Below are 15,481 nucleotides of genomic sequence, written 5' to 3'. Positions count from 1 at the left end.
TGAAGACTGGCCCTGTGGTTCCGGCTCGTCGCCGCCGGTGCGGACGGCTGGCGAGCGAGTGGTTCCCTACGACGTCGCCGCGATCCGTGTTGGTTGGGCAGTCCCTTACGCGGTGCTTCGGGTGTCCGGCTGCATCGGCTCCGTGGGTGAGGTGATGGTGGAGGAGTTGGCCGCCGCCTTCCCCCGGCGTCGCAGGCAAGGTGGCGTTCGGCGTGCTGTCGAGCTGTCCTCATGGATGGGGCGTGGAAACATACGGGCTGGTGGTGCCGTGTTGCCGGTGGTTGCCTGTGCCTGTGCCTGCTGATGGTGCCTGTGCCTGCGCCTGCCTGTGGTGCTGATGGTGCCTGTACCTGTGCCTGCGCCTGTTGTAGTGGCGTGGTCGCATGGGCGGGGCAGCTCGACAGTGTGGCGCGGCGATGGTGTCGGTCGGTCATGACGCCGGTCGGTCGTGGTGTCGGTGACGCCGGTCGGCCGGCCGTGGTGTGGCGCGGTCGTGGTGTGGGGTGGCGCGGCCGCCGCTCGAGCGGATTCGTGATGGGCGTCGGCGGCGAGGTGGTTGAGGCGAGGCGAGGTGAGGTGGGGTGAGGTGGGGTGAGGAGCGACGACGCTGTTCCCGCGCGACGGCCTCTCCCGCTGAAAAGGGTTCGCTACCTTGCAGGTAATCGACAGGGCGTTATTGGGCTGTCACTGTCGAGTAATGGCGAGCGTACTGCCGGCGAGAGTAGCGGTACGTGCTCTCCTCCGGTGGCTTCGCCAAGCCGCGTGATGTCGACAGGAGTGATTCGATGTCTGATTTTACCGTCGTGCAGGCCGGCAACCTCTTCCGCGCTCGGCCGGATCGCCTCATTGACGTGGGTCAAGGCCAGGTTGCGGTTCGCAGTATTGGCGAAGGGCCAGACGTGCTCTTCGTGCATGGATGGCCAGTTAGTGGGGCAACGTTCCGGAGCCTGTTGCCGTTTTTCGTTCCGCACTTTCGATGTCACATCATTGATCTCGTCGGGGCAGGGGACAGTCGCTTCGACCGAACCGCTCGCATCGATGTCGCCACGCACTCGGCGGCAGTCCGGCGCGTCGTAGACACCCTTGCCCTGGACGATGTGGGGGTTGTCGGCCATGACAGCGGTGGGCTCATCGCCCGATGCGCCCTGGCGGGGGATCCTCGCGTCCGCTCCTGGGGCATGATCGACACCGAGCAGCCGCAGGGGGCCCACTGGCGCCTCTCGCTGCTGTTCGCCACCCGCCACCTACCCGGATTCGAGCGTTTGCTCACGACGGCGTTGAACATCAGACTACTGCGGCGAAACCGCTTCGTTCTCGGTGATGCCTTTCATGACCGACACCTGCTGGACGGAGACTTCGCGGAATTTTTCCTGCGGCCCCTCAAGGAAAACGCTGATCTGCGTTGGGCCTTCGGCCAGTTTCCCCGAAACTTCGACTTCTCGGCTTTCGACGCTCTCGCTGGCCTGCATTCCCGCATCAACGTCCCCGTCCAGCTGGTCTGGGGCGCCGACGACCCCTACTTCCCGGTGGCCTGGACCCGCATGATGATGTCCGGTTTCCGGGGTGAGGTTCGCCTGCACGAAGTTCGGCGGGGCAAACTCTTCGTCCACGAGGAGTTCCCCGAAGAAGTAGCCGCCGCGCTGACGCCCACGCTGGCCGCGCCCCACCCCGGCTCAGGGAGAGTCAGCCCGGACCGGACCAAGCGCGGGTAGCCAGCCGGACCATGCGCGGGTAGTCAGCCGCACCGTGCGCGGGTAACCAGCCGCCGTGGCAGCGGTAGGTTGCGCCCGTACGCCTGCGGGCGCCGGCGCGCCTGCGGCGGTGGCCGTGGCCGGCAGCGGGTGAGGTTGAGGAAAGCCTCCCGCCGCCGGCCACGAGCCAGTCGGAGTCAGGCCGAGGTCAGCTCGTCGGGAAGTTGTCGGGAGTGCTGATCCGGCCGCGAAGGAGATTGCCGGAGGCGGTCAGGTTGGATGTCCCGGAGAAGTTGCCGCTGTTGCAGGTTCCGGGAGTGAATGCTCCACTGCCCTCGTTGGCGTCGGAGTAGGTCCAGTTCGCGTAGCCGATCTTCAGCTGGTCGAGCAGGTTGATCCAGGCGTTGGTGCTGCCCACGTCGACCCCGCCATCGCCGGTGTAGTCGACGGTGCCGAACTCGGTGACGAACAGCGGGAGTGTCGCCGCGGCACGCTGTACCTCGGCGCGGTAGAAGTCCTTGTGCGACGCGGCGTAGAAGTGGAACGCGTACATGATGTTGCTGGCGTTGACCGGATTGTTGATGATCTCGTCGGCGTTGGAACCCTCGGAGACGCCGAGCGAGGACCAGCCACGGGTGCCGACGATGATCACGGCGTCCGGGTCATTGGCCCGGATCACCGGGATGACCTGCTCGGCGTAGCTCTTGATGGTGCCCCAGCCGACCCCGTTGGGCTCGTTGGCGATCTCGTAGATGACGTTCTTCTTGTCGGCGTTGCGAGAAGCGACGGCGGCGAAGAAGGTCTTCGCCCGGGAGAGGTTGTACATCGGGTCGCCCGGCGTCAGCGTGTGGAAATCGATCATCGCGTAGAGGCCGCGCTCCTCGGCCTCGTCCACCAGTTCGTTGACCCGGTTGGTGAACCACGGCGGGTTGGTCTCGTAGCCCCCCTCCTGCACGTACATGGCGATCCGGAACAGGTCAGCGCGCCACTCGTCGGCCAACACGTTCAGCGAGGCGTCGTTGTAGCAGTTGTTGAACCACTGCAGGCCATGGGTGCTCATGCCACGCAGCTGGATCGGCTGGTTGTACTGGTTGCACAGGGTCACGCCACAGACGTACAGCTGGCCGTTGATCGCCAACGGGGTCTGGTCGTCGCCCGGGGGTGGGGGCGTGTTGCCGCCGCCGACCGTCCAGACCTGGTTGGGCTGGGTGCCGCCACCGCCGAAGCAGTCCCAGATCTGGAGCCGGGTGCCGTTGCCGGTGCCCTGCTCCACCGCGTCAAGGCACTTGCCCGACTGCGGGTTGGTGATGGTGCCGTCGCCGTTGACCTGCCAGCTCTGGGCTCCGGTGCCGTTGCAGGTGTAGAGCTGCACCCGGGCGCCGTTGGCGGTGGAGCCGCCGGAGACATCCAGGCACTTACCGGTCTGTGGGTTGACGAACGTGTTGCCGGTACGGCTCCAGAGCTGGTTCCAGTTTGCGGTGCAGTCCCAGAGCTGGATCGGGGTGCTGTCGGCGGTGCCGAGGTCCAGGATGTCCAGGCACCGTCCGCTGGCCTGGCCGACGATCGTGCCGCCGTCCCCCGGCGGGGGTGGGGGCGGGGGGCTCGTTCCGATGTTCACATCAGCGGAGAAGTTGTTGACGGCCAGCCCGACGCCGCCGTTCCACGGTTCGAAGCCCGCCTGCAGGCTGGTCAGGTACCAGTCGTTGGTGACCTGGGTCCGCGCGACGACATCGTCGATGAAGTCCTTGACGTTGAACGACCAGCTGTTGATGGTCGCCGGTGCGAGGTAGGAGACGACGTCGTTGCCGCCGTTGTTACCCTGCCAGACCTCCCAGCTACGACCCCCCACCGTGGTGTTGCCGACCGGACCGCCGATCGGTTGGATCGAGCCCTGGCGGTGGAACCAGATCATGATCTCCATCTGGCTCACCCCGTCAGTCTTCGGAGTCGGGTCCATCCAGATGTCGTAGGTGGCGTTGTAGGTGCCGCCCGCGTACCCGTAACTGATCGTGGACGGGACGCTGCTGACCTGGCTGAGCTGCGCCGGCAGGTTGGTCCCGGGTGAGCAGTTCTGGTAGTGACAGCCGAGCACCATCGACGGGTAGGAGAGCGGCGGCCCGGAGGTGGAGGTGGATCCCTGCTGTGAGGTGATCTGGAAGCCACCGTTGGTGGTGTCGATGCACTGCTCGGCGGCGCTGCCCCAACGGTTGTTCTGGACGATGTACTTGTCCTGGATTGTGGTGGTGCCGTACTGCTCGCAGATCGTCGCGGCTTGTGCCGGCGCTGCGGCGACCAGCGCGGCGGTGGCAGCGACCGCCAGTACGGTCAGCGCCTGGAACAGGCGTCTCATGCCTTACCTCCTTGTCTCGGTGTGCCTCTGGGAGCGCTCCAACCAACGGCACGTACCGATGTAACCATGTCGCTTCGAGATCGAGAAGAGTTGATGAAAACCTGTTTCAGGCACGTGTTGTGCGGGTCCGGCCGTCATCAACTCTGATCTGTTCCGGTCACCGGACTTCTGTCATGATGTCCGGCAAAGTGCGCGAGCTCGCGCGACGGGGGGGGCAGAGGTATGACGGTGGGAACGCGCCGATGACCGTGGTGGTTGACGTTCGGCAGGTGACGGTCCGGTACGGCTCGACGCTGGTGCTGGATCGGATCGATCTCCAGGTCCCCGAGGGCAGCGCCGTCGCACTGGTCGGCGAGAACGGGGTCGGAAAGTCCACTTTGCTGCGGTGCGTCACCGGCCTGCAGGAGCCAAGCGACGGTGACATCTCCGTCTTCACGGCGGTGCCGGGTCGCGGTGCGGACTTCTGGCGGCAGGTCGCCACTACAGTGGAGTCGCCGAGCTGGTACCAGGGCCTCACCGTGCGGGAACACCTCGACCTGGTTCGGGTGGTCAACGGCGGGGACCCCGATGATGGACACATCGCCGAGCTCTGCGTCACCCTCGGCCTGGCCGGGCTCTCCGACAGCCTGCCCAACACCCTCTCCTCGGGGCAGCGGCAGCGCTTCCTGCTCGCCGCGACCCTTGTGCGGCCCAGCCGGCTCCTCGTCCTGGACGAGCCCGAGCAACGCCTCGACACCCGGATCAAGGGTGCGGTCGCCGCACACCTGCGCGCGTACGTGGCGGCCGGCGGCACGCTCGTCATGGCCAGCCACGACGACGGGTTTCGGGTCGGCGTCGGCGCCAGCGCGGTCGTGCTCATCCGGCCGGAGGCGGAGTGACCCCGACCCCGACCCCGACCCCGACCGCGGCCCCGGTCCGGCCGGCGGCCCCGGCCACGGTTCATGCCCGCCGCTGGGTACGCCGCCGCAGGATCGCCGCCGAGGGTCGCGTCGACATCGGTGCTGTCTACGTCGTGGCCCTCACGGTGCTGATGGCCGCCGCGCTGGTCGGGCAGCCGGTGGCGCGGGTGGTCTGGCCGCCGGAGGCATCCGGCGAGCCGGCGGTGACCCCGTTTGTCGGAGCGGTGGCGGTCCTCGCCGCCTTCTTCGTCGTGCTGCGCCAGCTCGGCCCGCTCTCGGTCAGCCGCAGCGATGCCACCTGGCTGCTGCTCGCGCCGATACCCCGGCGTACCCTGCTCACGCCGGCGCTCGCCCTCACCACCGTCGCCGCGCTCGTCGTCGGCGCTGCCATCGGGATCGCGGTGACCGGGCGGATCGTCGCCCGCCCGGCCGAGCTCCTGGCGCTGTGGGCCGGCGGCACCACCGGCGCGGCTGCCGCGGTCTTCGTGGCGTTGCTCGCCATCGCCGGCCAGCCCCGGCCCGCCGCGGCCCGCCTCGCGGACGGCGGCGGTGTCGCGGTCGGCGCGGGCAGCCTCGTCCTGGCCGCCGGGCTGAGCGCGGTCGGCGGGCCGGGCCTGCCCACCCTGCCGATACCACCCGTGGCGGTGCTCGCCGCCGGTGTCACCGCCTTGGTCACGGGGCTGTTCCTGGTCGGGTTGACGTTGCGGACGGTGGAGAGTTGGCCGGCCGCGCCGATCGCCGAGGCGTCGATCAATGCGGGCGCGTACGCCGATGTCGCGTACGCGGTCGAACCCTCCTACCTCGCCGAGATGAGTGCCCGCCGGTTCTGGCGCAGCCGGACCCGGGTCCGGACGACGCGGCTGCTGCCGACCCGCTGGCTCTCTCCGCTCATCGCCCAGGATCTGATCATTTTGCGCCGGAAGGCGCCGCGGCTCTGGTGGCCGGTTGGCGCGGTGGCCGTCCCCGTCTACCTCGCCGAGGGTCCGGTCTGGCTGCTGCTCGGCGTGGTCCTGATCGGCGCGCTGGGCGCCGCCGGCTTTACCGGGGAGTCCACGCACAGTGACGCCGCGAACCCGGCGATATTGCGCCTGCTCGGTCTCACAGGCCGTCGAGTGGCCGCCGCGCGACTCGTGGTGCCCGCCGTCATCGCTGGTGGTTGGCTCGCGATCACCCTGGCCGTGTTGCAGGGCCTCGGGGCGCTCGCCGGGCCGTGGTGGGTGCTCGGTCTGCTGGCGGGGCCGGCTGTGGCGGCGGGCGCCTACCAGCGGGCGAAGGCGAGTGCCGCCTCGCTCGGCACCATCCTGGTCGACACGCCGCTCGGGGCGTTTCCGGCCGGGGTGCTGCTCTGGCTGGTCAACGGGGTCGATGTGCTGGCCGTGCTGACGCTGCCGGTCTCGGTCGGTCTGGTGCTGCTGCCGGCGCCGGAGGTGCTCGGCTGGCCGTGGCTGCTCGCGCAGGCGGTCAGTTCGGTGCTGGGGTGCGCGTTACTGGTGCGGCTCTCCGCCCGCACCGCTGGTTCACTCTGACCCCGCCACTGGTACGGGCTGGAGCGGCGGAGTCCGGCTGACTCGAAGTTACTGCTGCTGCAGTCAGCCGGACTACCTGGCCGTCAGCCGTCGCGGAACTTGCGGTCGATGTAGATGAGGGCATCGCCGACGGGGCGCTCGTCGCTACCGCTCGGCTGATTGACCAAAGCGCCATCGACAGACATGGTGGTTGATCCACCGCCATCCAGGTTGACCGCGTTGTGCATACCGAGCGCGGCGGCGACCGTGGCGGTCTCGGTCATGGTGGTGCCCACGCTGGTGGTCTGTCGACCATCGATGGTCACGAGCATGATGTTGCCGTCGAGGGTGGTTCCGGCGATGGTACGCGGGTGGCGCGCGAAAAAGCCGTCCGAGTCGGTGGGTGCGACGACCTGCCCGTCCTTAATCAGCCGGTAGCGGCCATTCACGGCGAACGTCCCGGGGCGCAGCGGAACCTTCTTGCCGGCCTCGTCCCGCAGGGAACTGGAGTACTTCACGCAGCCCTGCGCCACGGCGAGCAGATCCGTCGTTTCCCGCCCGGTCGCCTGGAGGGAGGTCTGGTCCGGGGTGAGAGTCGTGCCGCGGGTGGTCGTGGTCCGGTCCACACAGCCCTTACTGTCGAGGACGACCTCGACGCCCGGCCCGGACGGCGTGCTGGCGGCGAACTCCGGCGTGAATCGCACCGTGTCGCCGGAGTCGGCACACTGGGTCGGGTCTGGAAGCTCGGTGCAGGCGTCGGGGACAACCGGTGGGTGGTTGAGGTACTCCAGCGGAAGGCTGACCTTGGTCTGGGCGTTGCGGACGTCACCGGTCCACTGCAGTTGGCCCATGAGCACCTCGTGGTGCTTGGCGTCGAGGACCAGAGCCACCTCCGCGGCGTCGCCGGTGGGCTCGCTGAGCAACTGCCCGCCGTACACCCCGAGGCCAACGGGGTCGCCGGGATACTCGGCGCTGGCGGTGAAGGTGAAGAAGGAGGCGTTGACTCCGGCCAGCGCGTCGGACCCGCGGACGAGGTCGGTGGTCTTTTCGACTCCGGCCAGGTCGGATCCGTAGGTCGCGGCGAGGTGCCCCCGGCTCTGCCTGGGGTCGATGGTCAGGACATTGACCACCCACGGGCCACGGGGGGTGTCGCCGATCTGGTCGATCGGTGCCGGTTCGGTGCCTCGGACTATCCGGGTCAGCGTTACCCCCTGGGCGAGGGTCTCGGTGCTGCGGCTCTCGGCCAGGTCGGAGTCGCCGATGGGCAGGGTGGCCTCGTCCGCCGAAACCGGCGTGGGGGTGGTGGTGAGTCCAAGCAGGGCTGCGCCAAGCAGGGCTGTCGCCACCGTGGCCGCGCCGCGGCGCGGGTGCGGAAACCTGTTTCTCATCTTTGCCATCCCTACATGCTGTCCAGCTCCGGGGAACTCACCAGAGCAGTGGTGCGAAAGGTGCGCCAATAGTTGGTTAGCGGTGGGTGGTGGGTGAGCCCGTGCCACCAACGTCGCTGCCGCCGGGTCCAGCAGGGCCGGTCCGGGTGCCGTCGGTGCCGTGCAGCGCTGCCACCCAGGGTGCGGTCACGGTGAGCGAGCACGGGTAGCTGGCGGCGGTGACACTTCCGTGCGCGCCACCCACGTGGTCTGACAAAAAGCAACTGACTGCTAAATTGCTCGAATTACCTGAAGTGGGCACATGGTTACGTTTTCCGGGTCTTGCCGCTTAACCGATGGCGTTCGCATTCTCGGCCTGATTTCCATGGGCGATCGGACGACTGAATTGGCGACGATCGGTCAACCCGGGCCACCCGAATAGGGCGGTATAGTTTCCGGCTAACCTGTGGCTGTCTCCCGTGGAGAGTGTCGATGGAAGAATCCGAGGATCCGCGCCCTTACCACGTCGTGATGAACGACGAAGAGCAGTACTCGATCTGGCCGGACGGGTCGGAACTTCCGGCCGGATGGCGCACGGTGGGCTTCAGCGGCGATCGTGCCAGCTGCCTGGCGCACATCGACAAGGTCTGGACCGACCTGCGCCCGCGTGGGCTACGGGAGTGGCTGGAAGCCCGAGGCTGACCCACGCCGTACCCCGCCTACCGCCGTGGGCGCTCCGGATACCCGGAGCGCCCGCGGCTATTTTTTCGGCCCGCGGGTCACTTTCTTCGCCGTCGGCTACTCCCGTGTGACGCGTCGGGAGATGGTTCACATTGTCCCGAAAATAGCTGGATCGCCCGCCGGCTGTCGGCTAACCGTTAAGCGGCTCAGGTCAGGCTTGTCGGTTGGTTGACAGGTCTTGAATATTGCTCGTAGTTTCTTTTCATCTCCGGCCCGTGAGTGCCGCTCGACGCGGGGTCGGTGGAATTTGCAGTTCTCCGTTCCACTGTTCTGTAGCTGTCTTTCGGTGTTGCGACGCGAAGGAGTGCACAGTGTGGGCAGGGCCCCCCGATGCCCCTAACGACCCGGACCCGACGCCCACCACCACAGTCGGCGACACCGTGCCGGACCTCGTGGACGCCGTGGCACGGCGGCAGCCGGACGCGGTCGCGGTGGTCGGTGGTGACGGGGAGATGCTTACCTACCGTGAGCTGACCGAGCGGTCCAATACCCTGGCCCACCGGCTCGTCGCTGCGGGTATCCGGCCGGACGAGCCGGTGGCGGTGCTCCTCCCCCGCTCGGTGGAGCTCGTCGTCACCCTGCTCGCCATACTCAAGGCCGGCGGTGCGTATCTGCCGCTTGACCCGATCGACCCGCCGGCGCGGATCCGGCGCTTGCTCGCCGTTGCCGGGGACCCACCGGTGCTGGCCACCGCCGAGGTGCCGGGTGCCAGGCGGCTGTTCCGCCCGGACCAGCCCAGCGTGGCCGCGTCGACCAGCCCGGCCGCGTCGAGCGACGTCGCGCCGCGCCGACCTCACCCCGCTGGCCTCGCCTACGTCAACTTCACCTCCGGCTCCACCGGCACGCCGAAGGGGGTCGCCGTTGCCCACTCCGCCGTGGTTCGCCTGGTCCACCAGCCTGGCTACCTGCGCCTGGGGCCCACCGAGACAGTCCTTCAACTCGCCCCGGTCGCCTTCGACGCGGCGACCCTGGAGATCTGGGGCGCGCTCTCCAGCGGGGCCCGGCTCGTGTTGGCCCCACCCGGTGCGCTGGAGCTCACCGAGCTGGCACGGCTGCTGCGCCGGGAACGGATCACAGTCCTGTGGCTGACCGCCGGTCTCTTTCACCAACTGGTGGAGTTTGACCCGGACTGCCTCGCCGGGGTCGGGCAGCTCCTCGCGGGCGGGGACGTGCTCGCTCCGGAGGCGGTCCGCCGGGCACTGCGAGCGCGCGATGGGGCAGTCCTGATCAACGGGTACGGGCCAACAGAGAACACCACCTTCACCTGCGTGCACCCGATGACCGACCCGGAGGCCGTGCCGGACCCGGTGCCGATCGGCCGGCCGGTGCCCGGGAGCACCGTGTACGTTCTCGATCCGGCGGGACGGCAGGTGCCCGTCGGGGTTCCCGGTGAGTTGTACACCGGCGGTGCCGGGGTCGCCCGGGGATACCTCGGTCGCCCGGGGACCACGGCGGCGGCCTTCCTTCCCGACCCGTTCGACCCCCGCCCCGGGTCCCGGATGTACCGCACCGGGGACCGGGTCCGCTGGCGGCCGGACGGCACCCTCGACTTTCTCGGCCGAATCGACGAACAGGTGAAGATCCGCGGGTTCCGGGTCGAGCCGGGCGAGGTCGCGGCGGCGCTGCGGGCGCACCCCGCCGTGGGGGACGCCGCTGTCCTTGCGGACGGGGAGGGGGAACGGCGCCGGTTGCTGGCGTATCTGACGCCCCGTCCCGGCACGTCGGCCCCGACCTCCCAGGAGCTGGCCGAGTACGCGGCCGACCGGCTCCCGGTCCACCTTCGACCGGGGGCCTACCTGGTCCTTCCCACGCTGCCCCTGACCCGCAGCGGCAAAATCGACCGGCGGGCGCTGCCCCGAGCCGAGCCGCCCGCGGCGGGGCTCGGCACCGAAGTGACCGATCCGGTCCAGGTACGCCTGGCGGCCCTCTGGGCCGATCTCCTCGGCGCCAGCCCCTCCGCCCCAGACGACGACTTCTTCGCGCTGGGCGGAAACTCCCTGCTCGCCACCCGGCTGACCTTCGTCGTCGCCGACCGGTTCGGGGTGCACCTGCCGGTACGCGTCGTCCACGAGCACCCAACCCTCGCCCGGCTGGCCGGCATCCTCGGCGCGTACGCCGGAGCGCAGCCGGCCAACACCGGGGTACGCCGACTGGCGGATGGACCGACGGCAACGCGGCCCGGCGCGGGAACGAGCACCGAGTCCCACCTCCTGCCGGCCTCGCTCGGGCAGCGTCGGTTGTGGATGCTCGATCAGCTGACGCCGGGGACGGCGACATACCACATCGCCTGGGTGGTCGAGCTGACCGGTCCGCTCGACGTGGCCGCGTTGGAGTCGACCCTGAGCTGGCTGGTTGACCGGCACGAAACCCTCCGGACTCACTTCACCGCGGTCGACGGAGAACCCGCCCAGCTGGTCGGGCCTGCCACACCGGTCCGGCTGTCGGTCGTCGACGCCGGTCGGGAGTTGGTGGACGGCGGCCCCGGCGACGCTGGTCGGGAGTTGGTTGACGCCGTCTCCGACGACTCCGGCCGGGAGCTGGTAGACGCCGCGGTCCGGGAGCTGGTGGACGCGGCAGCCCGGGAGCCCTTCGACCTGGCGACCGGCCCGTTGGCCCGGTTCGGGCTCATTCGGCGGAGCCACGAGAAGCATGTTCTCACCGTCGTGGTGCACCACAGTCTCGCCGATGGTTGGTCGTTCGACATCCTCTTCCGCGAGCTGGCCGCCGGGTACGCGGCGGCAGTCGCGGGTGCCCAGCCCGACCTGCCCGCTCCGCAGGTGCGGTACGGGGACTTCGCGGTCTGGCAGCGGGAGCAGGCCGACCGTGGCGCCTTCGCGGCCGACATCAACTTCTGGCACGCGGAGTTGGCCGGGGCCCCGACCCTGCTCGACCTCCCCGCCGACCGGACCACCGCACCGGCCTGGTCGACAACGCCGACGTCACCGGGCTCATCGCCCGGTCCGGGTGAGCAGTCCGACACCGGCGGCGAGGTGGTCTTCGAGATCCCCGACGAATTGACCACCCGGCTGCGGGCGAGCCGGGACGGCACCCTGTTCACCCGGCTCCTGGCCGGCTTCCAGACCCTCCTGCATCGGCTCACCGGGGCCGACGATCTGCTGGTAGCGGTCCCGGTGGCCGGACGCACCCGGCCAGAGACCCGGGATGTGGTGGGCTTCTTCGCCAACACCATCGCCCTGCGGGCCCGCTTCGCCGACCGGTCCGACTTCACCGATCTCCTCGCCCAGGCCCGAGCCTCGGGCATCGCCGCACAGACGCGGCAGGACGTGCCCTTCGACCGGGTCGTGGACCGACTCGCCCCGGCCCGCAGCCTCGCCCACAGCCCGCTGGTGCAGGTGATGTTCGCCCTCGACGAGCCGCCGCCGGAGGCCACGGTGGCGGGGCTGCGGATCGCCCCTCGGCTCTGGGAGAACGGCACCGTCAAGTTCGACCTGACCCTCACCGTGGAGGACCGCCCCGAAGGGCTGCGTGGTCGCCTCACCTACCGCACCGATCGCTACGAGGCGAACCGGATCCGCCGTATCGCGCAGCGGTATCTCACTCTGCTCGCCGCCGCCCTTGACCGGCCCAGCACCCCCGTCCGTGAGCTACCCCTGCTCGACTCGGCCGAACGGGCGCAGATCCTGCGGGCCGGCAACGACACCGCACTGCCCCTGCCGGACGTGGCCAGCGTCGGTGAACTACTCGACCGGTTCCCACCGGCCGACCCGGGCGCGGTCGCGGTCACCGGCCCGGATGGTGCCCTGCGCCACCGGGACCTCGCCACTCGCGTCAATCGCCTCGCCCATCTGCTCCGCGCCCACGGTGTCGGTCCGGATGTCCCGGTCGGGCTCTGCCTCGGCCGGGGCACCGACCTGGTGGTCGCGCTCCTCGCCGTCTGGCGGGCCGGCGGTGGGTACCTGCCGCTCGACCCGGCACTGCCCGTCGGCCGGCTGGCCACCATGCTGGCCGACGCGACCCCGCCGGTGCTGCTCACCGATCCCGCCGGGACGCCCCTCATCAGCGATGCCACCGCCGCTGCCGGCACCACCCCGGTGGTGCTCCGGGTTGACCAGCTCGACCCGGATCTGCCGACGGACCCGCCGCCGGTCGTCGGCCACCTGGACGGCCTCGCCTACCTGCTCTACACCTCCGGCTCCACCGGCGCACCCAAGGGCGTCGTGGTCACGCACCGTGCGGTGATCAACCATCTGGTCGGCTGCCATCAGGTGTTCGGGCTCACCGCTGCCGACCGAGTCGCGGCGATCACCACCCCGGCCTTCGACATCTCCCTGGTCGAGCTGGTGCTGCCGCTGTTGGCCGGGGCGCGCGTCGAGATCCTTGACGCGGCGACCGCCCGAGATCCCAGCGCGCTACGGGCCGCCTGTGGGCAGCGGGGTGTCACCGTCCTGCAGGCCACCCCGGCGACCTGGCGGATGCTGGTCACCGCAGCCGGCGTACCAGCCGGGGTGCGGTTGCGGATCAGCGGCGGCGAGGCGCTGGCCCGCGACCTGGCCGACGCGCTGCGTGCCGACGGTGCCCGCGTCCTCAACGGGTACGGGCCGTCGGAGACCACCGTCTACTCCTCGGCGGGGTTGGTGGGCGAAACCGGCCCGGTCGACCTGGGGCGTCCCCTCGCCAACACCCGGATTCTGCTGCTCGACACCGCCGGCCAGCCAGTACCGGACGGTGTGGTCGGAGAGCTCCACATCGGCGGTACGGGAGTGGCGCGGGGATACCACGGCGACCCGGGCCGTACCGCGGCCCGGTTTCGCCCCGACCCGTTCAGCCCGCACCCCGGCGGGCGGCTCTACGCCACCGGCGACCTGGCCCGTCGGCTCCCGAACGGGCGCCTTGTCTACCACGGCCGCGCCGACCAGCAGGTCAAGGTGCGGGGATTCCGGATCGAACTCGGCGAGATCGAGTCAGCGCTGCGCGACCAGCCCGGCATCCGGGACGCCGTGGTGACCACCTGGGGCGGGGACGCCGACGTCCGGCTCGCCGCGTACGCGGTCGCCGAAGCCGCCGCCGTTGACCCGGCGTCGATCTGGCCGGCGATCCGCGCCGGTCTGGCCCGGCGGCTGCCGGCACACATGGTGCCAGCCACGCTGGTCCTGCTCGACGCGCTGCCCCGTACCGCGAGCGGCAAACTGGATCGGCGGGCGCTGGCCGAGCCGACCTGGCGGGAGACCACCGCGAGCGGCCCGACCGCCCCCCGTACCCCGGTCGAGGCGCGGCTCGGCACGCTCTGGCAGGACGTGCTCGGCCGTACCGAGGTCGGTGTGCACGACAACTTCTTCGCCCTGGGTGGACACTCCCTCACCGCGACTCGGCTGATCGCCCGCATCCGCACCACCTTCGGTGTCGAGTTGGCGCTGCGGAGCCTCTTCGCCGCCCCCACAGTCGCCGAACTCGCGGTCGAGATCACCGCTGCGGGCTCCCCCGGCAGACCGCACCGGATCGGTAGTGCCGACACCAGTCCCAAGTACCTGCTCGCCTCGCTCGACGATCTCTCCGACCGCGAGGTTGACGAGCTCCTGGACAGTCTGATCGCCGAGGAGGGCGCATGAACAGGCGCAGAGAACGTGTGGTCGTCGTCGGGGCCGGCCTGGCCGGTTCACTCGCCGCGCTGTACCTCGCCCGGCAAGGCCACGAGGTGGACGTCTTCGAGCGACGCCCGGACCCCCGTTCCGCGCTGGCCCGACCGGAGGGCCGGTCGATCAACCTCGGGCTCTCCGCCCGGGGGATGCGGGCGCTGGACGGGGTGGGGCTTCTCGCTGACGTTCTCAAGCACAGTGTGCCGATGCGCGATCGGGTGGTGCACTCGCCGGATGGCGGGGTGCGGGCCCAGCCCTACGGGGTGCGCGCGCACGAGATCCTCCACTCGGTACTCCGCGAGGAGCTGATTTCCCTGGTGGTGACCGCCGCCGAAGCCGAACCGGGGGTGCGGTTCCACTTCGACCACGTTGTGGCGAGCCTGGACCGGGAGGTCGGCACCGTACAGGTCACGCCCATCACCGGCGGCGAGCCGAGAACAGTCACCGCGGACCTGATCGTCGGTGCCGACGGGGCTTTCTCCACCGTCCGGCAGCAGCTGCAGCACGGGCTGCGTGCCAACCACGCCCAGGAGTTCCTGCCCTGGGGATACAAGGAGCTGACCATCCCGGTCGGTGTCGACGGCCAGCCCCGGGTCCGCTTGGAGGCGCTGCACGTCTGGCCCGGTCACGAGGCGATGATGGTCGCTCACCCCAACCGGGATGCCTCGCTGACCTGCACGCTCTTCATGGCGTACGAGGGCCCGGTGAGCTTCGCCGCCCTCGACACCCCAGCGGCGATCCGGGACTTCTTCCGCCAGCGATTTCCCGACGCCGAGGAGCTGATGCCCGACCTGGTCCGGGAGATCGCCGAGCACCCGGTCGGGCACCTGGTCACCGTCCGGACCGCCCCCTGGCGGTATGCCGACCGGGTGGTGCTGATCGGTGATGCCGCGCATGCTGTCTACCCGTTCTACGGCCAGGGCATGAACTCGGCTTTCGAGGACTGCGTGGTCCTCGACGAATGTCTTACCGCCCACCCCAACCGGGCCACCGCGCTGGCCGCCTACGAGGCGGCCCGAAAGCCGCACACCGATGTGCTCGCGGACCTGTCCACCACCAACTTCGAGGACCTGCGGGATCGGGTGCACCGGTTCGGCTACAGCGCCTCCGCTGCCGCCGACCGAGTGCTCGCCCGGCTGTTGCCGCAACGCTGGGTGCCGTTGTACGCGATGGTCGCGCACACCACCATCCCGTACGCCGACGCGCTGGCCCGCGCCAACCGTCAGGACCGTATTCTGCGCCGGGCCGGTGCCGGGCTCGTCCTGGCCACCGGTCTTGCCGCCACCGCCGCCGCCCGAGGCGTCGGCCGTCGTCGCCGCGCGGCCCGGCGGTGA

General features: G+C 70.0%; 8 protein-coding genes. 6 read left to right on the top strand and 2 right to left on the bottom strand.

What is annotated here, in order from left to right; genetic code table 11:
• Nucleotides 1-785: 785 nt before the first annotated feature.
• A complete protein-coding gene (locus AC1UKG_RS17235) occupies nt 786-1,712 on the top strand; it encodes an alpha/beta fold hydrolase (RefSeq protein ID WP_029123984.1) in 927 nt (308 codons plus the stop codon).
• 187 nt (nt 1,713-1,899) lie between these two features.
• On the opposite strand, the gene AC1UKG_RS17230 is transcribed toward AC1UKG_RS17235, so the two are convergent.
• Nucleotides 1,900-4,041: a GH12 family glycosyl hydrolase domain-containing protein gene (locus AC1UKG_RS17230; protein WP_475890368.1), complete on the bottom strand. Its 2,142-nt coding sequence runs from the start codon at nt 4,039-4,041 to the stop codon at nt 1,900-1,902.
• 242 nt (nt 4,042-4,283) lie between these two features.
• Here AC1UKG_RS17230 and AC1UKG_RS17225 point away from each other — a divergent pair, with 242 nt between their 5' ends.
• Together AC1UKG_RS17225 and AC1UKG_RS17220 are read left to right on the top strand one after the other, a co-directional pair.
• On the top strand, nt 4,284-4,919 hold the full coding sequence (locus AC1UKG_RS17225) for an ATP-binding cassette domain-containing protein (RefSeq protein ID WP_018815406.1): 636 nt from the start codon (nt 4,284-4,286) through the stop codon (nt 4,917-4,919).
• Nucleotides 4,916-6,466: a DUF6297 family protein gene (locus AC1UKG_RS17220; protein WP_482642852.1), complete on the top strand. Its 1,551-nt coding sequence runs from the start codon at nt 4,916-4,918 to the stop codon at nt 6,464-6,466. Before AC1UKG_RS17225 ends, AC1UKG_RS17220 begins: the two co-directional genes overlap by 4 nt.
• A gap of 83 nt (nt 6,467-6,549) precedes the next feature.
• Here the strand turns inward: AC1UKG_RS17220 and AC1UKG_RS17215 are convergent, their stop codons facing one another.
• Nucleotides 6,550-7,791, bottom strand: coding sequence for a phosphodiester glycosidase family protein (locus tag AC1UKG_RS17215; protein WP_018745846.1), 1,242 nt, complete (start codon nt 7,789-7,791; stop codon nt 6,550-6,552).
• 513 nt (nt 7,792-8,304) lie between these two features.
• Between AC1UKG_RS17215 and AC1UKG_RS17210 the strand changes: the two genes are divergently transcribed.
• The 3 genes from AC1UKG_RS17210 to AC1UKG_RS17200 all read left to right on the top strand — a co-directional run bounded on the left by AC1UKG_RS17210 (nt 8,305) and on the right by AC1UKG_RS17200 (nt 15,481).
• On the top strand, nt 8,305-8,514 hold the full coding sequence (locus AC1UKG_RS17210; RefSeq protein ID WP_026271740.1) for an MbtH family NRPS accessory protein: 210 nt from the start codon (nt 8,305-8,307) through the stop codon (nt 8,512-8,514).
• Between the two features lie 350 nt (nt 8,515-8,864).
• The gene (locus AC1UKG_RS17205; RefSeq protein ID WP_482642853.1) at nt 8,865-14,120 is read left to right on the top strand and encodes an amino acid adenylation domain-containing protein; all 5,256 of its coding nucleotides are present in this window, start codon (nt 8,865-8,867) and stop codon (nt 14,118-14,120) included.
• On the top strand, nt 14,117-15,481 hold the full coding sequence (locus AC1UKG_RS17200; protein WP_482642854.1) for an FAD-dependent oxidoreductase: 1,365 nt from the start codon (nt 14,117-14,119) through the stop codon (nt 15,479-15,481). The genes AC1UKG_RS17205 and AC1UKG_RS17200 overlap by 4 nt, the downstream gene beginning before the upstream one ends.

The sequence above is a fragment of the Salinispora sp. CH2A1_6 genome (assembly GCF_056820975.1).
Note: the sequence above shows the minus strand (reverse complement) of the source record. Positions and strands in the feature narration are given on the sequence as shown.